This is a genomic window from Acinetobacter sp. TR11 (assembly GCF_027105035.1).
In the GTDB taxonomy this organism is placed as follows: Bacteria; Pseudomonadota; Gammaproteobacteria; order Pseudomonadales; family Moraxellaceae; genus Acinetobacter.
In genome coordinates, this window is sequence record NZ_CP114256.1 from 2,167,235 (window position 1) to 2,188,399 (window position 21,165).

Annotated in this window: 19 protein-coding genes; 7 read left to right on the forward strand and 12 right to left on the reverse strand. The window is 38.2% G+C overall.

Annotated elements, in window-relative coordinates:
- Window positions 1-112: 112 nt before the first annotated feature.
- Window positions 113-1,639: a lysine--tRNA ligase gene (gene lysS / locus O1450_RS10340; RefSeq protein ID WP_269228341.1), complete on the reverse strand. Its 1,527-nt coding sequence runs from the start codon at window positions 1,637-1,639 to the stop codon at window positions 113-115.
- A gap of 161 nt (window positions 1,640-1,800) precedes the next feature.
- A complete protein-coding gene (locus O1450_RS10345) occupies window positions 1,801-2,238 on the reverse strand; it encodes an SRPBCC family protein (protein ID WP_269228342.1) in 438 nt (145 codons plus the stop codon).
- Window positions 2,239-2,586: 348 nt separating this feature from the next.
- Between O1450_RS10345 and rubA the strand changes: the two genes are divergently transcribed.
- The 4 genes from rubA (at window position 2,587) to oxyR (ending at window position 5,954) form a co-directional block, all read left to right on the forward strand.
- On the forward strand, window positions 2,587-2,751 hold the full coding sequence (gene rubA, locus O1450_RS10350) for a rubredoxin RubA (RefSeq protein WP_004663059.1): 165 nt from the start codon (window positions 2,587-2,589) through the stop codon (window positions 2,749-2,751).
- A gap of 83 nt (window positions 2,752-2,834) precedes the next feature.
- Window positions 2,835-4,016 (forward strand): rubredoxin reductase RubB, encoded by a 1,182-nt coding sequence (gene rubB, locus O1450_RS10355; RefSeq protein ID WP_269228343.1) that lies wholly within the window; start codon window positions 2,835-2,837, stop codon window positions 4,014-4,016.
- Window positions 4,017-4,097: 81 nt separating this feature from the next.
- On the forward strand, window positions 4,098-5,042 hold the full coding sequence (gene estB / locus O1450_RS10360) for an esterase EstB (RefSeq protein WP_046739706.1): 945 nt from the start codon (window positions 4,098-4,100) through the stop codon (window positions 5,040-5,042).
- 6 nt (window positions 5,043-5,048) lie between these two features.
- Window positions 5,049-5,954, forward strand: coding sequence for a LysR family transcriptional regulator OxyR (gene oxyR / locus O1450_RS10365; protein ID WP_004663062.1), 906 nt, complete (start codon window positions 5,049-5,051; stop codon window positions 5,952-5,954).
- Between the two features lie 59 nt (window positions 5,955-6,013).
- On the opposite strand, the gene dusB is transcribed toward oxyR, so the two are convergent.
- Entirely contained in the window at window positions 6,014-7,039 is a 1,026-nt protein-coding gene (gene dusB / locus O1450_RS10370) for a tRNA dihydrouridine synthase DusB (RefSeq protein ID WP_269228344.1), read from the reverse strand.
- An 83-nt stretch (window positions 7,040-7,122) separates the two neighbouring features.
- Here dusB and O1450_RS10375 point away from each other — a divergent pair, with 83 nt between their 5' ends.
- Together O1450_RS10375 and O1450_RS10380 are read left to right on the forward strand one after the other, a co-directional pair.
- A complete protein-coding gene (locus O1450_RS10375; RefSeq protein ID WP_269228345.1) occupies window positions 7,123-8,331 on the forward strand; it encodes a DUF1615 domain-containing protein in 1,209 nt (402 codons plus the stop codon).
- Window positions 8,298-8,972, forward strand: coding sequence for an HAD-IB family hydrolase (locus O1450_RS10380; protein WP_269228346.1), 675 nt, complete (start codon window positions 8,298-8,300; stop codon window positions 8,970-8,972). The genes O1450_RS10375 and O1450_RS10380 overlap by 34 nt, the downstream gene beginning before the upstream one ends.
- A 37-nt stretch (window positions 8,973-9,009) precedes the next feature.
- Here O1450_RS10380 and proB read toward each other — a convergent pair whose 3' ends face one another.
- The 9 genes from proB to uvrB all read right to left on the reverse strand — a co-directional run bounded on the left by proB (window position 9,010) and on the right by uvrB (window position 19,654).
- Window positions 9,010-10,143 carry a glutamate 5-kinase gene (proB, locus tag O1450_RS10385; protein WP_004663068.1) on the reverse strand — a complete coding sequence of 378 codons (1,134 nt, stop codon included), beginning with the start codon at window positions 10,141-10,143 and terminating at the stop codon, window positions 9,010-9,012.
- Between the two features lie 15 nt (window positions 10,144-10,158).
- The gene (cgtA, locus tag O1450_RS10390) at window positions 10,159-11,379 is read right to left on the reverse strand and encodes an Obg family GTPase CgtA (protein ID WP_269228347.1); all 1,221 of its coding nucleotides are present in this window, start codon (window positions 11,377-11,379) and stop codon (window positions 10,159-10,161) included.
- A gap of 215 nt (window positions 11,380-11,594) precedes the next feature.
- Window positions 11,595-12,275, reverse strand: a complete 681-nt coding sequence (locus O1450_RS10395) for a hypothetical protein (RefSeq protein ID WP_269228348.1) — start codon at window positions 12,273-12,275, stop codon at window positions 11,595-11,597.
- Window positions 12,275-13,015 carry an MFS transporter gene (locus O1450_RS10400; RefSeq protein WP_269230462.1) on the reverse strand — a complete coding sequence of 247 codons (741 nt, stop codon included), beginning with the start codon at window positions 13,013-13,015 and terminating at the stop codon, window positions 12,275-12,277. The genes O1450_RS10395 and O1450_RS10400 overlap by 1 nt, the downstream gene beginning before the upstream one ends.
- 131 nt (window positions 13,016-13,146) lie before the next feature.
- A complete protein-coding gene (locus O1450_RS10405) occupies window positions 13,147-13,614 on the reverse strand; it encodes a hypothetical protein (RefSeq protein ID WP_269228349.1) in 468 nt (155 codons plus the stop codon).
- Window positions 13,615-13,739: 125 nt separating this feature from the next.
- A complete protein-coding gene (locus O1450_RS10410; protein WP_269228350.1) occupies window positions 13,740-15,197 on the reverse strand; it encodes a glyceraldehyde-3-phosphate dehydrogenase in 1,458 nt (485 codons plus the stop codon).
- Between the two features lie 673 nt (window positions 15,198-15,870).
- On the reverse strand, window positions 15,871-16,821 hold the full coding sequence (rarD, locus tag O1450_RS10415; RefSeq protein WP_269228351.1) for an EamA family transporter RarD: 951 nt from the start codon (window positions 16,819-16,821) through the stop codon (window positions 15,871-15,873).
- A 103-nt stretch (window positions 16,822-16,924) separates the two neighbouring features.
- Window positions 16,925-17,509, reverse strand: coding sequence for a lipocalin family protein (locus tag O1450_RS10420; protein ID WP_269228352.1), 585 nt, complete (start codon window positions 17,507-17,509; stop codon window positions 16,925-16,927).
- Between the two features lie 120 nt (window positions 17,510-17,629).
- The gene (gene uvrB / locus O1450_RS10425) at window positions 17,630-19,654 is read right to left on the reverse strand and encodes an excinuclease ABC subunit UvrB (RefSeq protein WP_269228353.1); all 2,025 of its coding nucleotides are present in this window, start codon (window positions 19,652-19,654) and stop codon (window positions 17,630-17,632) included.
- A 256-nt stretch (window positions 19,655-19,910) separates the two neighbouring features.
- Here uvrB and O1450_RS10430 point away from each other — a divergent pair, with 256 nt between their 5' ends.
- Complete coding sequence (locus O1450_RS10430; protein ID WP_269228354.1) at window positions 19,911-21,062, forward strand: GGDEF domain-containing protein; 1,152 nt, start codon at window positions 19,911-19,913, stop codon at window positions 21,060-21,062.
- The last annotated feature ends 103 nt before the right edge of the window (window positions 21,063-21,165 follow it).

The window sequence follows — 21,165 nt, forward strand, 5'->3', positions numbered from 1 at the left end:
CATCGTTTTTTTATGCACGTTTTTCAATCATCAATCCAAACAATTACACTTATTAACCAAGAAAATAAAAGCCACTTTTTGAAAGTGGCTTTTTATGAATGCGTATCAGAAATTAATCTTTACGACGCATGTGTGGGAACAATAATACATCACGAATACTTGGTGCGTTGGCAAATAGCATGACTAAACGATCAATACCAATCCCTTGACCTGCTGTAGGCGGTAAACCATATTCTAATGCTTCAATAAAGTCTGCATCATAATGCATCGCTTCATCATCACCTGCGTCTTTTTCCTCAACCTGTGCTTGGAAACGTTCCGCTTGATCAATCGGGTCATTTAACTCAGAGAAACCATTGGCTAATTCACGACCGCCAATAAAGAACTCAAAACGATCTGTAATATGAGGATTATCATCATTACGGCGCGCAAGTGGTGAAGTTTCAGCAGGGTATTCTGTAATGAATGTCGGCTGACGTAGTTTCGTTTCTACCGTTTCTTCGAAGACAATCGTCTGCAACTTACCTAAACCGAAACCTGGCTTCACTTTTTCTTTCAACACTTCTTGAGTAAATTTAGCTAAGAACTCACGATCATTCACATTTTCAGGTGTGAAGTCAGGATTATGTTCAAGAATAGCATCAAACATTGAAATTTTCTTGAATGGCCCTTTGAAGCTATACACTTCATCACCATAAGGCAAATCGGTAGAACCTAAAATGTCGATCGCCAATTTCTCGAGCATGTTTTCAGTCAATGCCATCAAGTCTTTATAATCAGCATAAGCTTGATAAAACTCGATCATAGTAAATTCAGGGTTATGACGTGTTGACACCCCTTCATTACGGAAATTACGGTTAATTTCAAACACACGCTCAAAACCACCTACTACAAGGCGCTTTAAATAGAGCTCTGGCGCGATACGCAAATAGAGTTCCATATCTAAAGCATTATGATGCGTTACAAATGGTCTAGCCGATGCACCACCCGGAATGATATGCATCATTGGCGTTTCAACTTCCATGAAACGTTCATTGGTCAAGAATGCACGAATACCTGCAACCACTTTGGCACGAATTTCAAAGGTTTTACGTGTTTCTTCGTTGACGATCAAATCTAAATAACGCTTGCGATATTTCGCTTCAGTATCCGTTAAACCGTGGAATTTATCTGGAAGCGGACGAAGTGATTTGGTTAATAATTCAAAACCTTCAAGGTGTACATATAGGTCACCTTTGCCAGAACGTCCGATATAACCTTCAGCAGCAATAATATCGCCAAGGTCTAAGCTTTTAATCGTTTCTAAAACGTCTGCTGCTAAACCTTTACGATCCACATACAGTTGGATACGACCTGTCATATCTTGGATCACAATAAATGACCCACGGTTCAACATGACACGACCCGCGACTTTTACATAAACTTTTTCAGCACCTTCGATTTGTGCTTTATCTTGATCTTTAAATTGTTCTTGTAAGTCACCCGTATAGTGCTCACGTTTAAACGTATTCGGCCAAGGACTCTTACCTGTTTGTTTGGCAGTCTCTTGGATTTGCTTTAATTTGGCATGACGCTGTGCGATTAAATCGTTTTCGGAAAGTGTTTGTTCAGAAGTCGATTGAGCGTTTTGCTGCGTCATCTCTGCCTCGATCTAAGTAAAATTGAAGTGGCATAGGATAGCAGATCACAGCCCATTTTCGCATCATTTCAGTACCACAAAGGCGAAAAAAGCAAAGATTTATCCATTTCCAAGCAAAAATAGTACGCCGATCTTGCAATAAATGTACGGCAAAAGTGATTTTATTGCTCGGCGAGTTGTTTAACCAAAGCTAACCCTTTTTCAAATCCTTGATTCATCATTTCAATATATTCGGGTTGAATATCCACTTCTACATAGAGTTGAGTAACGTCATCCAAATCAAATAACATGTACTTTTCTAATGCACCTGCCCAAGATTTTACATCTTCACTTTCAGTATCTTCCTCTCCATCTTGAATCATCCCGATATGTTTAAAAATAATCACATTAGGTTCATCTAAACGTTCGATTGTTGAAATCATGCCATTTCCCTTATCATCATAGAAATAGGTTTTACCGCCTACTTTCCATTCTGATTGCATGGTCGAGTTGCAAGAAAAAAATTGCGTCCACGCTTGATAAGTTTCTTTTTGCCATAAAATCTCCCAAACTTTTTGTTTAGAAGCATGAATTTCAATTTCATAAGATAAGGTCTGCATTTTTGTTTTCTCCATAATTTTGGTGTTATTTTTGATCTTTTAATTTTAAATGGTTATTTTTCACCCACTCTGTATTTATACTTTTACTGTTTTTAAAATGCTATAAGCATATACATATCTACAAAAATTAGAGTAATTGCTCAAATAACAAGACTTTCAGAACAAATTGCCATTCCACTTTTTACATAAATGATTAAACTCTTGCATTTACTTTACTTAAATGGCGTTCTGCGTAAAAATCTAACTCCTGATCAACAAAAGTTTGTTGTATTGCAGCGATCGTAGCGACATTATGGAATAGTTTTACTGAAAGGCAATTTGAGCATACCTATCAGTTTGGAGAGTCACATGAAAAAATATCAATGTATCGTTTGTGGGTGGATTTACGACGAAGCAGATGGTTGGCCACAAGACGGCATTGCAGCAGGTACCAAATGGGAAGATATCCCTGATGATTGGACTTGCCCAGATTGCGGCGTTTCAAAAGCTGATTTTGAAATGATTGAAATCTAAATAGATCTAAAAGACCGTGATCATGATCATGGTCTTTTTTTTCCTATCGTTTGTTTTTATTGAAAGAAATACTGGAGAATATAATGCATCCTATCGTCATCATCGGATCGGGCATGGCAGGCTATACTGTTGCACGTGAGTTTCGCAAACTAAGCCCAGAACAAGAACTCGTTATGATCTGCGCAGATGATGCGGTAAATTATGCAAAACCAACATTATCTAATGCCTTTGCAGGGAATAAAGCACCTGAACAAATTGCTCTAGGTGATGCAGCTAAAATGGCAACGCAACTGAATATGCGTATTGAAGCTGAAACCTTGGTGAAAGAAATTAATGCTGAACAACATGAAATCGCTTTAGAAAAAAATGGTGAAATTTTCACTCAACCCTATTCAAAACTGGTCCTTGCAGTGGGTGCAAATCCAATTCGTTTAGCAATTGCTGGTGATGGTAGTGATGATATTCATGTCGTGAACTCCTTGATCGACTACCGTACATTCCGTGAAAATTTAGCAAAGCGTAAAGATAAACGCGTTGTGATTCTAGGTGCTGGGTTAATTGGTTGTGAATTTGCCAATGATTTATTACATAGCAATTACGATGTCACTGTGATTGATCTTGCACCACAACCACTTGGTCGCTTGCTACCAAATCACGTTGCTGAAGCATTTAAAACAAACTTAGAACAAGCGGGTATTAAATTCGCATTGTCGACCACTGTTGAAAAAGTAACAAAAATCAATGATGGTGAAGATTACGAAGTGACTTTGGCAACAGGTCAGACTTTAATCGCAGATATCGTTCTTTCAGCGATTGGTTTACAGCCAAATATATCTTTAGCAAAAGCTGCAGACATCCAAACAAGTCGCGGTATTATTACCAATACCTTACTTGAGACTAATCAAGCAGATATTTACGCTGTTGGAGACTGTGCAGAAGTGAATGGAACATTACTGCCATATGTCATGCCAATCATGCAACAAGCACGTGCATTAGCAAAAACACTGAGCGGTCAAAGTACTGCTGTACACTACCCTGCAATGCCAGTTGCGGTAAAAACACCCGCTGCACCATTAACTGTATTACCAGCACCAATTGGTGTGGATGTGAGTTGGGAAACTGAAGAGTTTGAAGATGGTATGCTTGCTAGAGCAGCAGATGATGAAGGCACATTAAGAGGTTTTGTGCTTTTAGGTGCGACCGCAAGCAAACAACGTTTAACTTTAACCAAACTTGTTCCAGACTTGATTCCAGCACAAGTTTAAGGTTTAAATTAGAGTCTGTAGAGAAAGGAATTTCTAGCAGACTCTAATTCTATAAAAAGAATTCAATTCGGAATGAATGCCATGAACAGTGCTTTACAATTTAATGTGTCACCTTATGCTCCATTTATGCAAGAAACCAAAGTCACTTTAGGTAATGGTATTGAACTGCATGTTGAAATGGGCGGCAATCCAGAACACCCAACAATTCTATTGATTATGGGTTTAGGTGCTCAAATGCTGTTTTGGCCTGACTTCTTTTGTAAATCATTGATTGATCAAGGCTTTCGCGTTATCCGTTTCGATAATCGTGATATTGGTTTATCTTCAAAAATTCGTGAAAAACGAAAACGCCTCAATACTATGAAACTCATGAGTCGCTTCATCGTCGGGCTTGGTAACGAAGGTGCACCCTATACTTTATATGATATGGCTGACGATGTTTCGATGTTAATCGACCAATTGGGGCTTGAAAAAACATATCTCATAGGCGCTTCAATGGGTGGCATGATCTCTCAAATCGTGGCAGCGAAATATCCAGAAAAAGTTGAGAAAGTAGGATTATTATTTACTAGTAATAATCAACCCTTCCTACCACCACCGTTTCCAAAACAACTTTTCAGTTTATTAGGTAAACCTGAAGCACATGACGAAGATGCGATTGTGAATCATAGTTTGAAAGTATTTCATATTATTGGATCACCAGGTTATGTGAATCAAGTTGAAGCAATTCAAACCATTCGTAAACTATATCGCCGTAGTTTTTACCCAGCGGGTGTACTTCAACAGTTTTTAGCAATATTATGTACAGGTTCTTTGTTACCATTGAACAAAAATATTACTCAACCGACTTTGGTTGTACATGGTTCAAAAGATCGTTTATTACCACCAAGTCACGGGAAAGCTGTTGCAAAGGCGATTTCTGGTGCTAAATTTGAATTAATTCAAGGAATGGGGCATGATATTCCTGCTCACTTCATTCCACAACTTAGCGGTTTGTTTGCTCATCACTTTAGATCATCACACTAGGACTCTATGGCTGCATTACCCTCATTAAGACAGCTATCGTATTTAGTTACGTTGTCAGAAACTTTACATTTTACTGAAGCTGCGCGCCGTTCATTTGTCACTCAGTCTACTTTGTCGGGTGGTATCATGGAACTAGAGCGCCTCTTAGGTGGCGTCCTAGTTGAGCGTGATCGTCAAAACGTTCGTTTAACCCCTTTAGGTGAACAAGTCGTTGCACGTGCACGAGTATTACTTGCTGATGCACAAGATTTAATGCGCCTAAGTAGAGAAATGAGTGAACCATTAACAGGTGATTTACATCTCGGTATTATTCCTACGATTGCACCATTTATTTTGACTCAACTACTTGATGAAGTGCATCGACAACTGCCGAAGATTCAGCTTCATTTACACGAAGCTCAAAGTGAGAAAATCGTAGAAAAGTTAGAACATGGCAATTTAGATATGATTGTTCTGGCGCTCCCTTTCGATACGCGTGGCTTAAAAGTTGCAGAAATTGCAAAAGAAAATTTATTCGTTGTTTATAATAAAGATGACAATAACACCGCAAATGCAAACTCGTTGGATGACTTAGATTTATCTCGTCTGATGCTACTCGAAGAAGGTCATTGTTTACGAGATCACACCTTAAGTGCCTGCCCTGTGGGTGAGCGCAAAAATGATCATCGTTTGAAGGCAAGCTCACTTCCAACTTTAGTGGAAATGGTGTCGTCAGATCTTGGCTTTACACTGCTACCTGAAATTGCCTTGAAAAACAGCATGATTCATTTCAATGAAGAGATTGCAGTAAAATCAATTGAAGATGCCCCGAGTCGCACATTGGCTTTAGTCACTCGTAAAAGCACTCCTCTACAAAGTGAATTTGATGTGATCTTTCAAATTCTGCAAAAAATCACTGCACATTTGGAATAATTAAAAGCCTGTAATGAAACCCATTATTACAGGCTTTTAAACGAATAAAAATCACATCACTATTTAATGTCTAGTAAATTAACTTGTTCAACTTGCACATCACTCATACGCTGCCCTAGATCAAGCAATTGATCAAAATATGCCTCTACAACTTTTGCCTGATCAGCAGTATTTTCCACTTTATACATATTTTGGCGAAATTCATTACTCGAACGTAAACCTTTGGTGTACCAAGCAATATGCTTGCGTGCAATACGACAACCTGAGTATTCACCATAGAATTGATAAAGTTCAGCCAAATGTCCTAACAGCACAGTTTTCACTTCAGCAATATCAGGCGCTGCCAAGTGTTCACCTGTTTTTAAGTAATGTGCTATTTCTCTAAAGATCCAAGGTCGTCCCTGTGCTGCACGCCCAATCATAATCGCGTCTGCACCTGTATAATCTAAAACATATTTGGCTTTCTCAGGGCTATCAATATCACCATTGGCAATCAATGGAATATCAATCAATTCTTTGACCTGTTTGATCAGCTCATACCGTGCTGTATTCAAATACATATCTTCACGCGTACGACCATGTAAGGCTAAAGCTGCAATTCCTGATTCTTCAGCACGTTTTGCCACACGCAAAATATTTTCATGTCCATTTAAAAAACCCAATCGAGTTTTTAAAGTCACAGGCACATCAACCGCAGCCACCACGGTATCTAAAATACGAGCAACCAAGTCCTCATCTTGTAACAAAGCGGAGCCTGCAAGTTTATTACAGACTTTTTTGGCTGGGCAACCCATATTAATATCAACAATTTGCGCGCCGTTAGCGACTTGATAACGAGCAGCTTCCGCGAGTTGCTCTGGGTCAGAACCCGCGATTTGTGCTGAAATTGGCGCAAGTTCGCCATCAAAATTTGCCCGATATAAACTTTTCTTACTCATACGCAGGGTTTTATCAGCCGTCATCATTTCACTGACGGCATGACCTGCACCAAAGTATTTACACAGTGTCCTAAAGGGTCTATCCGTTACACCTGCCATAGGCGCAACAATCAAATTATTTGACAGTTGATATGAACCAATATACATATATATTCTTACAAATTCTGAGCAACATAGTATACTTCATTCGCCCATTTGACTCATCTTTATTATGTGGTGTTGTTCTGATTATGAATAAATCATTCCCTACTCGTCCTTTATTAAAAATTGTTAGCATCATTACTGCATGTCTCAGTTTATCAGCTTGTGGAGATAAAGCATGGTGGTCTAATGGTAAAGAACCAGAAATGGAAGCAGAACAGATTAAAAAGGTCATTCCTCCCCGTGTAAACGATCGTCAATCGTGGGCAAAAGATATCTTTGATATCATGCAACAACTCGATATTCCTAAAACAAAGCAGAATGTGTGCAGTATTGTTGCAGTTGTTGATCAGGAATCAAATTTTGTTGCTGACCCTGCCGTACCTGGACTTGGGGAAAAAGCAGTACAAGAGATTAATACCCGACTCAAAGAAAAATTTGAAGCAAAGTTGGGCGAAACGATAGGTGGAACAGTCGCAGGCTATTTTGAGGATGTACTCAAGAATCAACCGTCTCCTGAAAATAATTATATGAGTCAAATGCGTAAAGTCAGAACGGAACGTGAGCTGGATTTGCTCTACCGTGAGATTTTCGACTACATGTCAAAACATTATCATGTCAGTGCATTAACGGGTGCAGCGAAACTCGTTGGACAAGATATCGGGGAAAAAATGAATCCAATTACAACATTGGGTTCAATGCAAGTTCATATTAATTACGCCAAAGAACATAAACGCCAAAGTGGTAGCATTGCTGAGCTACGCAATGATCTGTATACCCAATATGGTGGATTATATTATGGTATTCATCGCTTAATGGAATATCCTGCTGATTATGACAAAGCAATCTATCGCTTTGCAGACTACAATTCTGGTGTTTACTCAAGTCGAAATGCAGCGTTTCAAAGCATGTTAAATGCGCTCACCAAGACTGAAATCAGTCTCGATGGTGATCTATTACTTTACAATAAAGATGGCGATGTGAAATCAACCCAAAGCCAAAGTGAAAAAGAGCTCATCGCTGTTTTTGCTCAAAATAATATTTTAGTGACACCACGCCAAATTCGTGATGATTTGAAAAAAGAGAAAGAGAAAAAATTTGAAGATACTCAAACTTATTTAGCTGTACAAAAGCTATATCAAAATAAAACCAAAAAAGAACCAATTTATGCAACCATGCCACAAGTCGTTATTTCAGGACCAAAACTGAGTCGTGATTACAATACAAACTGGTTTGCAAGCCGTGTAAATGGACGATATGAGACATGCATGCAAAGAGCCAAACGCATAAAACTATAAATCTTGCTTTATTTGACTTTGATGGCACGCTCTATCCTAAAGATAGTTTTACGGGGTTTATTTTCTTTACCCTATCAAAGCGTCACATTGTAAAAAAAGGCTTAACCATATTACCTTGGATTCAAGCCTATTATTTACGCTTATATCCTGCACATGCGATGAGACCTCGATTATTTCAAACGATGTTTGAAGGTATCTCCGCCACATTTGTAGAAAATTTGGTTTATGAATATGCGCAAAAATTAATAAAACAATTAGATCCAGCTTTACTGAAGCAGCTTTATCTCCATCAACAGCGTGGTGATCATATTGTTCTTGTTTCTGCATCAGTCGATTTATATTTAGCACCAATATGTGAATTGCTTAATATTGAGTTGATTTGCACCCAAACAGAAATTAAGAATGGTACTTTAACGGGTCGTTATCGCTCTCAAGATTGTAGCCGTGAACAGAAAAAATTACGGATTTTGCAACAATACAATTTAGAGGACTATCAATATATCTATGCTTATGGAAATAGCGAAGAAGATCTGGATATGTTGTCATTGGCTGACCACCCGTACATGATGGGAGAAAATAAATCACTTCCAGAATTAAAATTTGATGCCCTAAGAGTTAGTCCCAATATAGAACGAACGTAAAAAAGCTCGCCTAAGCGAGCTGTTTTTATATTTGTATTTAGTAAATTGCCATGTGGTCTCGATGAATCATTTCTAAAGAACGTGCCTCACCTAACACTTGGTAGACTTTCTCAGAAGGTAAACCTTTCACCATTTCTGCTGAACGAGAACTAAAATTCACACGACCAACAGCAATACGAGCACCATTCTTATCAACACATTCAACGACATCACCGCGATCAAAATGACCTTCAATGGCTTTCACACCAACAGGCAATAAACTACGATGCTTCAGTTTAATTGCTTCAACAGCACCATCATCTATCACTAAACGACCTGCTGTTTGCAAATGAGCTGCAAGCCATTGTTGATGAGCGGTCACACGGTCATTATCAGTTGTAAATAATGTTCCAAGCATCTCACCCGCCATTAAACGAGCCAACACATGGTCACTTTCACCACTAGCAATTAAAGTAGGACAACCAGACTTCGCCGCAAGACGTGCTGCACGAACTTTAGTCACCATGCCACCGCGACCTAAAACACCACCACCACCCGCCATTTCAAATAAAGTATCGTCTAATGCACGAACTGAAGAAAATAACTTGGCATTTGGATTACTACGCGGATCAGAATCGAACATACCTTGTTGATCCGTTAAAATGATCAACAATTCTGCTTGTACTTGACCCGCTACCATTGCAGCTAAAGTGTCATTATCACCAAAACGAATCTCATCGGTAGATACTGTATCATTTTCATTAATAACAGGAATCACACGCCAATCGATCAAGTTCTGCAAAGCATCACAAGAGTTGAGGTAACGACGGCGATCGGCAAGATCGTCATGCGTGAGTAAGACTTGTGCTGTTTGAATCCCATGTTGATCCAATACGCTTGACCACGTATGGATTAAACCCATTTGGCCAATAGCAGCACAAGCTTGCAAACTGGGTAAATCAGTGGGTCGACTCGCAAGTTTCATGCGTACCATCCCTTCTGCAACTGCACCTGAAGACACCAGAATAATCTCATGTCCAGCATTGTGTAGATCTGCAATTTGTTTCGCCCAATGCGAAATTGCATTTAAATCTAAACCTTGCCCATTTGCAGTCAGTAAAGATGATCCGATTTTAACAACGATTCGTTTACACGCATTGAGCTGACGTTGCCCATCGACCACTTCTATCATTTTTTCCTCGGTTCACTAATCACGAACGTAAATGCTTTCTACGCCGCCTTCATCCTCATCGTCATCAAAATCATCTTCATCGTCTTCTAAGCCAGCTTCACGCTGAGCCTTACGCATAGCACGATAAGCTTCTTTTGCTGCGATGGTTTGTTCACGTGTCTCAGCCTCAAGCTGCTCACGGAATGCTTTCATTTCTGCTGCATATTCAGGATCTTCAACTTCACGCTCACGCTGTTGCTCGATCTGATCCATCAAGTAATAAACAACTTCTTTCGTCCCTTCTGACATCAAACCAGAAGTTTTAAATACAGGACCTTTCCATTGCAATTCATCAAGAATATGCTGACACCACTCTTCTCTTGATTCTTCAGGAAGTTGGTCAAGTTTGTTCAAGACAAGAACCACAGGGAGCTTTGCCAAAGTTGGCGAGAATTTCACCAACTCACCCAAAATTGCTTTGGCGTTATGTGCTGGATCTGAACCATCAATCGGTTGAACATCAACAATATGCAACAGGATACGAGTACGTGCCAAATGCTTAAGGAAACGAATCCCAAGACCCGCACCTTCTGCTGCACCTTCAATTAGACCTGGAATATCAGCCATGACGAATGAACGATGACGGTCTGCATCAACCACACCAAGATTAGGAATCATAGTGGTAAATGGATAATCCGCAACTTTTGGTTTTGCCGCACTGACTGCACGAATAAACGTTGATTTACCTGCATTTGGCATACCCAACAAACCAACATCTGCAAGTACTTTCAACTCTAAACGTACTTCGCGGTATTCACCTTTGATACCATGCGTGCATTTACGTGGAGAACGATTCGTTGAAGATTTAAAGTGTGTGTTACCTAAACCACCATCACCACCATTGGCAACTTTGACACGTTGACCATCGGCAACTAAGTCACCAATAATGTCACCTGATTCAGTATCGACAATGGTTGTACCCACAGGTACTTTTAAAATAACGTCTTCACCACCACGGCCTGAACAGTTCGCCCCACGACCATTTTTACCACGTTCAGCACGGAATCGACGCGTATAACGATAATCTACGAGCGTACCTGTGTCATCATCGGCTTGAATATAAACACTTCCGCCACGTCCCCCATCTCCACCATCTGGGCCACCAAAAGGGACAAATTTTTCACGGCGAAAACTGGCTACGCCATTGCCACCGTCGCCAGCCTCTACGGTTATGACTGCTTCATCAACAAAGCGCATGTGCCAATCCTCTAAATTCTTAAAAGCGGACTATTTTGCCACATTTTAATAAATTTCTCGAATAGATTTACTCAGCTCTGCATGAATTTTATTAAACAACAAATGAATTCTGTGCAAATGTTGAAGAAATTCAGTATTTAGTAAATATTACACCTCGTAATATGAAATTTAGAATTTAACCAATCACTCAAGATATAGTTCAAATATCTCAAAAATTAAGGATGCACATTCTTTAATGGCAAATCCATTTGCATATCTAAATTTGCTTTGGTCTGTTGAACCGAATTAAACATAAGCGCATTAAAAGATGAAATATTGCTCATATTAATTGCATCATTCATATAAAAATTCGTTTTAAACTCATGTTTAATCGGCAAATTTACGGATTCATCAAATGCAAAGTGAACAGGTCCATTAAATACTATTTTTACAGGAATGGTATAACTACGTTTAAGTTGAAAGGGAATATCCAATTTCACAGGCACATCTAGATTTAGGGGAAATTTTGGCAATAATTTGCTCTGATAAATTAAATCCGTCGTGGTCTGAACAGGCATCACTTCATCAACTTTTAACATCGTTTCATAATTGATGTTCACGGTAATCGGTGTTTCTACTTCAAAACTTAAGTCAGCCAAATATTTACCTTTTAAAGGCAGTTGTAAATTTCGATCAATAGCAACAGCAGTTTTTAACATCCCTTCGGATCGGACACGTAAATGTTCACCGACTTGAATTTTAGTGGCAAGCGATGCTGGCAAACGAATATCAGTTTGCTGAGCAGAAACAATCAGAGATGCTTGGATATTAAGATAAAACCAAAACAAGATTGCAACCAAAGTCGTGAGTATGACAAAGCTAATCAATACACTCTTAATAGATTTCATCATCAGCATCATTCACCTTTAATAGGTTGCTGTGTATTAGGTACTCCTGCGTACTGGTCTTCAATCCGATTTAAACGCATTGATGATAAAGGAATTTTCAGCTCTCCCTTCGCGATTTTTACTGGCAACGTATTTTTTACATCTACAGAAGCATTAAGTTCCGATGTAATCGGGACATTTAATTTTCCTTGAATTGGAATATTGGCATTTAGCTGAGCTTTCAAAGGAATATTTAAGTTTTCTTTCAAAACAGTGCGAACAGGTGCATCGAATTTTAAATGTACTTTCTGTTGTAATGGTACTTGAATATCAATTGGAACATCTAAATTTAATGGAATTGAACCTTTTAACGGTAAAGTGACATCCTGACCCAAAATCTTGACTTGAACCTTGGTGTCGATCGGTAAACTTTGATTTACTTTAATGGTTTCTTTTACAGGAATAGTCGTACTAATTGGAACTAAGTTATCGAAATAAACTCGGGGAGTGAGTGTTTGAGTTAAAGGAACATTGAGTTGCTCATCAATTGGAATTTTTGCATCAACGCGCCCATTTACATCGACATTTAAAGCATCTTTAACCTTTACGCTTACTTGTAGGGGTTCCTGTAAATCAATTGCGACATCTTGATTTTTCAATGGAATATAAATATTAAAATGTTTAAATACCCACATGGCAATATATACACCACATAAGTTTGCGACAACAATAAGAGCAAAAACTGCAAATAAACGCTTCAACTGCAACAATGACATATCCCTATCGAACTATTTTCCTATGCAGTTATTTTCATTCATTTATGTATGTTGTTCAGCCCTTATTTTGTACGATTAAGATTAATAAGGAATATTCGTGTTTTAAATATTCCCAAAGTTGGTATCTAGTTTTTTTGATCTGTCCAAGAGCAATATACAGATGTCATATTCCCCTCTTTGGTAATGTCTAAACTTACATCTGCTTTAGTTTGCTTACGCTTAAATTGAATTTTACTAAAGCTCTGTTTCGCTTTTGCGGTTGAAAGATCGAAATATAAAGCTTGATTCATTTGTTTAGCTAGATTCCCATACGAGAACTCTATCTTAGTAACGGGTACACCCCGATATTCCACATTCTTCAATGTAAATACATTACTGACTACAGCGGGCTCTTCTTCCAGTTCATGACTGACCACATAGGCTTGCAGTTTTTTAGAAATATCAGGAAATTTATATAAGTCATAATCAGGACGCACTGCACAATCTTTTTCATAACGATCTTGTAAAACTGGCGTTAAATCAAAAGTTTGAGGATTTGCCTGTACATGCATGGCAAAGCTTATTGCTAAAATAGTAAATATATATTTTTTCATTATGAAGCACATTTATTTGTTAGAAACATAATTAAACATACGGTAAATTAAAATACAATATTTTAGATATACCTAAGCATAAAAAAAGGAGCTTTAAATCAGCTCCTTTTTTCAACTTTCACAAATTATGCATTTGTTTCAGCTGGAATTTTTGTATAGCTTACGCCACACATTTGTTCAGCGATACGCAATACTTGGCAGCTATAACCCACTTCGTTATCGTACCAAACATACGCTGTTAAACGTGTACCAGAAGTGATTGTTGCTTGCGCATCAAACACACCTGCAGTGCGTGAACCAATAAAGTCACTTGATACAACTTCAGTCGAGTTTGTATAACCAATTTGACCTTGTAGGCTAGAATTAATCGAGATTTGACGAATGTATTCATTCACTTCTTCACGATCAACTTCTTTCTCTAAATTTAAGTTCAAGATCGCAAGTGAAACGTTTGGTGTAGGAACACGTACAGAGTTACCTGTTAACTTACCTTTAAGACCTGGTAATGCTTTCGCAACCGCTTTTGCAGCACCAGTTTCAGTGATAACCATGTTCAATGTCGCAGCACGACCACGGCGATCAGCTTTGTGATAGTTATCAATTAAGTTTTGGTCGTTTGTGAATGAGTGAACTGTTTCAACATGACCATTTAATACTTTGTATTTGTCGTCTAAAACTTTTAATACAGGTGTAATTGCGTTTGTAGTACAGCTTGCAGCAGAGATGATTTTGTCTTCATCTAGGATATCTGTATTGTTTACGCCGTATACAACGTTCTTCATCTCGCCTTTACTTGGTGCAGTCAAGACTACACGTGCAATACCTGCACATTTCAAGTGTTGGCTTAAACCTTCAGCATCACGCCATTTACCTGTATTGTCGATAAGAAGCGCATTTTCAATACCGTAAGCTGTGTAATCCACTTCGCTTGGGCTTGAAGCATAGATCACTTTAATGAATTGACCATTTGCAATGATTGCTTCATTTTCTTCATCAACAGAAATCGTACCGTCAAAAGTACCGTGGATAGAGTCACGGCGTAATAATGAAGCACGTTTCGCCAAGTCACCGTCAGATGATTTACGAACTACAATCGCTTTAAGGCTTAAACCACGACCTAAACCAGATTGGCTGATGATTAAGCGCGCTAAGATACGACCGATACGACCAAAACCGTAAAGAACGACATCTTTAGGCTGTTCTGCTTTAGCTTTACCTTCAATTGATTCAACTGCTTTTGCAACAAAAGCGTCTACATCACCACCTTGGTTTTTATATTCAACAGCAAGTTTACCGATATCAACTTCAGCAGAACCAATGTTTTCAATTTTCATTAATGCTTCCAAAATTGGGAAGGTATGAACAACTGAAAGTTCTACATCAAGCATACGTGTACGGCGATGTGATTTTAAAATTTGAATCACTGAACGGTTTATTAAAGAACGACCGTAAACAGAAACAACAATATTTTTCTCACGGTATAATTGACCAATCAAAGCAATCATGCGTTCCGCGATTTCTTCACGGTTTTTCCAACGACCTTGATGTTCTGCGTGTAGGGCAACGATAGTGTCTTTGCTCACAGTTACGTCCTCAAATTTAATATCTATACTGGGCGTGAATTTTTAAAACGCCATAATTGTAATGGAATTATCATCAAGATTGAATCAAAAGCTGTTAATTGGGCTAAGATTTTGTCCTAATTGACTATAAATTCATAAAATACCTATAATTATTTTTGTGATTTTAGGGAAACCCTTTTGCAATCATCTAAATACATGCTGTTTGTTTAACTTTAATAACAGTTTTACTGATAACTTAACGCTATCGTTGTTTGATTCAAACAGTATGCTAAAAATAAGCAAAAACGGAAGTAATACATGACAAATCATTTAACGAGAAAAATCGTATAAACTAATGTAAAAACATGAAATAAAAAGAATAAAGTATTTATAATAATCTCTAATTATCTACAACACATAAACAGCTAAAATGAATTTTAAATTATGGTTATTACTCATCAGTATCCCCCTTGCTTGCGAAGTATCGATGGGTTTTATTGGAGTGATCGGACTAGTTCTGACAAATATCGTCTATTTCCCTATTTCTTGGCTTGGAGAGCCATTCTTCAATTGTAATGGTGAAGTTGGTTGCCTACCTAAAGAATATGGTCGTATCTTAATGTTTTTACTCATAAACTTAAGCTATTATTTATATTCAAAATTAAAGCAAGAAAAACCAGTTTAACTGGTTTATTCAGCGCCCAATCTCTTCATCATCGCCTAAACGTTTGGAATATTGTTTGATATTCAACTCCAACTGTTGTTTTCGTTGTCTTTGTTTTAAGAGGTGTAATGCACCTTCTATCACCAACACCAATACGGCCAACCAAATAGGAATATAGGTCAACCATTCACCCTCACCAATTTTTTCACCAAGCACCAATGCGGCCAATGCCAATAAAACGGGTTCTAAATAGCCCAATAAGCCAAAAATAATCAGCGGCAAATAGCGACTCGCTAAAATATAACTTCCTAGGCCAATCGCACTCAACAAACCTAAACCTAGAACGACAACCCCCAAACTAGGATGCTCTACAAACTTTAAATACGGTGTATCCCCAGTTTGAGTGAAGAAAATCGCAATTGGTAGGATCAGGAATAAATCCCACCAAAAACCACCTAAGTGGTCCGTTTGAATTTTTTTACGAAGAATGAAATAAGCTGCATAGCCTAAAGCGACAAAAGCCGTCTCCCATGCGATTGTCCCTAAACGCCAAATCTCATGTCCAACACCAAATACTGCCAGAAATACGGCGAGATACTGAAACTTGGAAAGCTTTTCTCCATATAAAAAGCTTCCAGCAAGCACAAGAACTAAAGGCAACAGGAAATACCCCAAAGAGACTTGTAACCCACGACCATGCATAGGTCCCCATAAAAACAACCATAATTGTGCTGAGGTCAGTACGGAAGTGATCATTAGAAACACTAATAAACTAGGCTTTGCTATGATTCGATTAAATATGGTTTTGATATGAGTCAAGTCACCACTAAACCACATAAATAAAGTCAAAAATGGAATTGTGGCAATAATTCGCCACCCAAAAGTTTGTTCACTATCTAATGCACCCAGTAATTGAGTGTAAAAATACAGAATCCCAAAGGTAACAGAAGCCAAAACTGAATAAGCGATGCCTTTTAACATTTTGACCTCAGAAGCATTTGGGACGTATCTTAAAAACGTGAATTATCCACTATATAAAAATAAAAAAACCATGCATGCATGGTTTCCAACAAGTATAACTGATTTAACGATGTTCAGGGTAAATCACATCACGGATATCATAGCCTAATGATTTAGCATAATTTAAATATTCATGAACTGTTTCTTTCTTAGGATTAGGCGTTCTAGAAAGCACCCATAAATATTTACGGCTCGGTTCTCCAACCAATACTGTTTGATAATCTTCATCAAGCTTTAAAACCCAGTAATCTCCGCGTGCAACAGGAATCCAACGCACGCCTTCAGGTAAAAAGCTCACTCTTAATTTGGTGTTAAAAGGCGCATTCGCAACAAACGCCTCACCTAAACTGCGTTGTAAATTACCTTCACTGTCATAACATTTGTTATCAACAACAATATTGCCATTTTCGTTTAACGTATAAGTTGCTGTCACGTTATAAGCGCATTTACGCTCAAAGAACATTGGCTTACGAGCAACTTCATACCAAACACCTAAATATTTATCGAGCTCTACTTTTTCAACTGTAGGTAAAGACTTTGATTGTGCATAAGCAATCGTTCCTACAGCCAGTCCAGTTAAGACTACTCCACCAATTGCAATTTTTGTTAAACGCCAACTCGCTTTAGGGAAATTCTTAATCAGCGGCATGGGAAATCCTCAAAACAGAAATTTGTTATCAATAGTCATATATTTAGCTTTTCAACATAGCCTATTTTATAAACAAAGATTGTTGCGATATGTATCCCTCCTGAGGATTTTTCTGCTAGATTAGGATTGCAACATATGGACTTTGAGACGAACAATCTCATCTCGCAATCTTGCTGCCTGCTCAAACTGAAGCTCTTTTGAAGCTTTTAACATCTCTTTTTCAAGCTTGGTAATATGCTTTGCAAACAGTTTTGGATCCGATAAAAGATGCTGTTCGTCGGCACTGATACTCTGCGCTTGCTCTAACACTTTTTCATCAATTTCATCATCACTGAGCACTTCACCTGTATCGATTTCTTTAATTGCTTGACGCACAGCACTACGTGGGGTAATACCATGTAATTCATTAAATTCAATTTGTTTATTACGACGACGATCTGTTTCATCCATCGCTTTACGCATTGAATCTGTAATACGGTCAGCATACAAAATCGCTTTACCTTTGACATTACGTGCTGCACGACCAATGGTTTGAATCAATGAACGTTCTGAACGCAAGAAACCTTCTTTATCCGCATCTAAGATTGCAACCAAAGATACTTCTGGCATATCTAGACCTTCCCGCAGTAGGTTAATCCCCACCAGAACATCATGCACACCAGTACGTAATTCGTGAATAATTTTGACGCGCTCAACAGTATCAATATCAGAGTGCAGATAAGCCACTTTAACGCCATATTCTTTCAGGTATGAGGTTAAATCTTCTGCCATACGTTTAGTCAAAGTTGTCACAAGGACACGTTCATTTAATTGTTTACGAATATTAATTTCAGAAAGTACATCATCGACTTGTGTAAGCACTGGACGTACTTCAATTTCAGGATCAATCAAGCCTGTTGGACGAACCACCTGCTCAACGATTTGCTCTGACTTTTCCAGTTCATAATGTGCAGGCGTTGCACTCACAAAAACCGTGGTCGGAACAATTCGCTCCCACTCTTCAAATTTCATTGGACGGTTATCCAAAGCACTGGGTAAGCGGAAACCATAATTCACTAAGTTTTCTTTACGTGAACGGTCACCTTTATACATCGCACCAATTTGAGGAACCGTCACATGCGATTCATCAATGATCAACAAGGCATCTTCAGGGATATAATCAAATAAAGTAGGCGGCGCTTCGCCTGCTGTGCGGCCTGAAAGATGGCGAGAGTAGTTTTCAATCCCATTGGTATAACCCAACTGTTGCATCATCTCTAAATCATAACGGGTACGCTGTTCGATACGTTGTGCTTCCAGTAATTTGTCATGATCCTTGAAAAATTTAAGCTGATCTTTTAATTCATCTTTAATGGTATCAATCGCACGAGTTAAATGATCTTTTGGCGTAACATAATGACTTTTCGGATAAATCGTCACACGTGGTACTTTACGCACCAGTTTTCCTGTCAATGGGTCAAACCAGCGAATCGAATCAACCTCATCATCAAATAACTCCACTCGAATCGCATCTTTATCAGACTCGGCAGGGAAAATATCAATGATTTCTCCACGAATACGATAAGTACCACGCAAGAACTCCAATTCATTACGGGTATATTGCATTTCCACCAAACGGCGAATGATCTCATCACGGCTAACGCGATCGCCTTGCACAATATGCAACAGCATTTGCATATAGGCATTCGGATCACCCAAACCATAAATCGCAGAAACTGAAGCGACAATAATGGCATCACGACGCTCTAATAAAGCACGCGTTGCAGAAAGACGCATTTGGTCAATGTGGTCGTTGATTGCTGAGTCTTTTTCGATAAAGGTATCGGATGACGGCACATAGGCTTCTGGTTGATAGTAATCGTAATAACTGACGAAATATTCAACCGCATTATTCGGAAAAAAAGCTTTGAACTCACCATAAAGCTGTGCAGCAAGCGTTTTGTTATGCGCCATGACAATCGTTGGACGCTGTGTTTGTGCAATCACATTCGCCATCGTATAGGTTTTACCAGAACCCGTCACTCCAAGTAGTAACTGATTACGAAGACCATGCTCAATGCCATTAACTAACTTCTTAATCGCTTGTGGTTGATCACCAGCAGGTTGATAATTGGTGACTAACTCAAAAGGTTGGTTTTCGCTCACAAGAATACCCTTTTCAATCGATGCCTTATTGATGGAGGCAATTGACTCAATTTACAATCACTTTTATGTATTTCACTATAAAATATTATGCCAATCGTAAATACATATAAATTATTTACCAATGAATAAAAAAATATGAGCAAGCTAGAGTTTTTACTCAATTATTTTGATATTTTCGATTAAGTGTGTTGAATTCATATATAAAAGCACATTAATCTACACCTTTCAAAAATATCAAGAATTTAGAAAAATTGCTGTGAATTCACTCAATGCGCAATATTTTATATTAATTGTCCCCAGTTGCCTGTTTTTTATTGGTTTGGCATTTACTTGCTGCCGTCTTTTTTTTAAGGCTGATATTTTTTTATTATGGATTGGATTGGCATATACCATTCCCTCTATTGCATTGTTTGCGCAATGCCTAATGTCCAATCCGCAACTCACACTTGCTGCACCTTTTACTGCTATTCTTTACTTGCTAGGTAGTTGGCTTGGCGCATATGCAATTAGTTTAAAACTAAATACAGTATTCCAACATAAGCTAGCTTTTTGGATTATTTTTTTTGCGGTTTTAGCATTAACCTACTATTCATATATTGAACCGCAAATTTGGTTTCGCCTGATTATTCTTAATTTAGCACTAGGTAGTGTTGGATTACTCGTTATTCCTGCACTTTTCCATCAACTACCCAAAAGCCAATCATTTGATCGTTGGGTGCTGATTTTTTATTTTATTAATGTGCTTTACTCATTCATCAGAGCCATAATCAATTTTCTATTTCTAGAACATATCGATCATAACCATGTCACGTTGACTTCGTCTTCATGGTGGTTACTAGGTATGTCAATCAATATTATCTTGAATATTTTATTTGCAATTGTACTAAGTGGCTGTGCGATTAAAGATGTCATTCATCACCTCAATAATGACCGTTTGCACGACCCACTCACCCACTTATTGAATCGTCGTGGTTTCTTTGAAAGAAGTGCATCCTTGTCATTTACCTCACAATCATATTTTCTCGTAAGTCTAGATCTGGATCATTTTAAAAGTATTAATGATACTTGGGGACATTATATTGGCGATCAGATTTTACATGGTGTCAGCCAAATGATGCTGAAAGATAAACAAGCCGAAGATCTTATCGCGCGTTTTGGTGGTGAAGAGTTTATTTGTTTATTCATCGCAGAGGATGCTGCTGCTGCCCTGATGCGCATCGAACATTATAAGAGATTGCTAGAACAAACAACTTTTACGAATTATCAAATTAAAATGACAGCAAGTTATGGTCTAACTCATATTCATAATATGCATGATATTGAATACGCATTACAACGTGCAGATGATTTACTCTATCAAGCAAAAACCAATGGTCGAAATCAGATCTCTTTTGATTTAATGCTCTGATTTACAAACTCATAGCTAAAACTTGTTTCAATGCACTCTCTATCCTTTTAAGTTACATCTGCAATAAAATCGCGTGCACCATCAAGAAGAATAAAAGCAGCAT

Bases quoted from the DNA above. Each gene is read 5' to 3' on its own strand.
- lysS (WP_269228341.1), bottom strand. From the start codon at position 1,639: ATGACGCAGCAAAACGCTCAATCGACTTCTGAACAAACACTTTCCGAA.
- O1450_RS10345 (WP_269228342.1), bottom strand. From the start codon at position 2,238: ATGCAGACCTTATCTTATGAAATTGAAATTCATGCTTCTAAACAAAAA.
- rubA (WP_004663059.1), top strand. From the start codon at position 2,587: ATGAAAAAATATCAATGTATCGTTTGTGGGTGGATTTACGACGAAGCA.
- rubB (WP_269228343.1), top strand. From the start codon at position 2,835: ATGCATCCTATCGTCATCATCGGATCGGGCATGGCAGGCTATACTGTT.
- estB (WP_046739706.1), top strand. From the start codon at position 4,098: ATGAACAGTGCTTTACAATTTAATGTGTCACCTTATGCTCCATTTATG.
- oxyR (WP_004663062.1), top strand. From the start codon at position 5,049: ATGGCTGCATTACCCTCATTAAGACAGCTATCGTATTTAGTTACGTTG.
- dusB (WP_269228344.1), bottom strand. From the start codon at position 7,039: ATGTATATTGGTTCATATCAACTGTCAAATAATTTGATTGTTGCGCCT.
- O1450_RS10375 (WP_269228345.1), top strand. From the start codon at position 7,123: ATGAATAAATCATTCCCTACTCGTCCTTTATTAAAAATTGTTAGCATC.
- O1450_RS10380 (WP_269228346.1), top strand. From the start codon at position 8,298: ATGCATGCAAAGAGCCAAACGCATAAAACTATAAATCTTGCTTTATTT.
- proB (WP_004663068.1), bottom strand. From the start codon at position 10,143: ATGATAGAAGTGGTCGATGGGCAACGTCAGCTCAATGCGTGTAAACGA.
- cgtA (WP_269228347.1), bottom strand. From the start codon at position 11,379: ATGCGCTTTGTTGATGAAGCAGTCATAACCGTAGAGGCTGGCGACGGT.
- O1450_RS10395 (WP_269228348.1), bottom strand. From the start codon at position 12,275: ATGCTGATGATGAAATCTATTAAGAGTGTATTGATTAGCTTTGTCATA.
- O1450_RS10405 (WP_269228349.1), bottom strand. From the start codon at position 13,614: ATGAAAAAATATATATTTACTATTTTAGCAATAAGCTTTGCCATGCAT.
- rarD (WP_269228351.1), bottom strand. From the start codon at position 16,821: ATGTTAAAAGGCATCGCTTATTCAGTTTTGGCTTCTGTTACCTTTGGG.
- O1450_RS10420 (WP_269228352.1), bottom strand. From the start codon at position 17,509: ATGCCGCTGATTAAGAATTTCCCTAAAGCGAGTTGGCGTTTAACAAAA.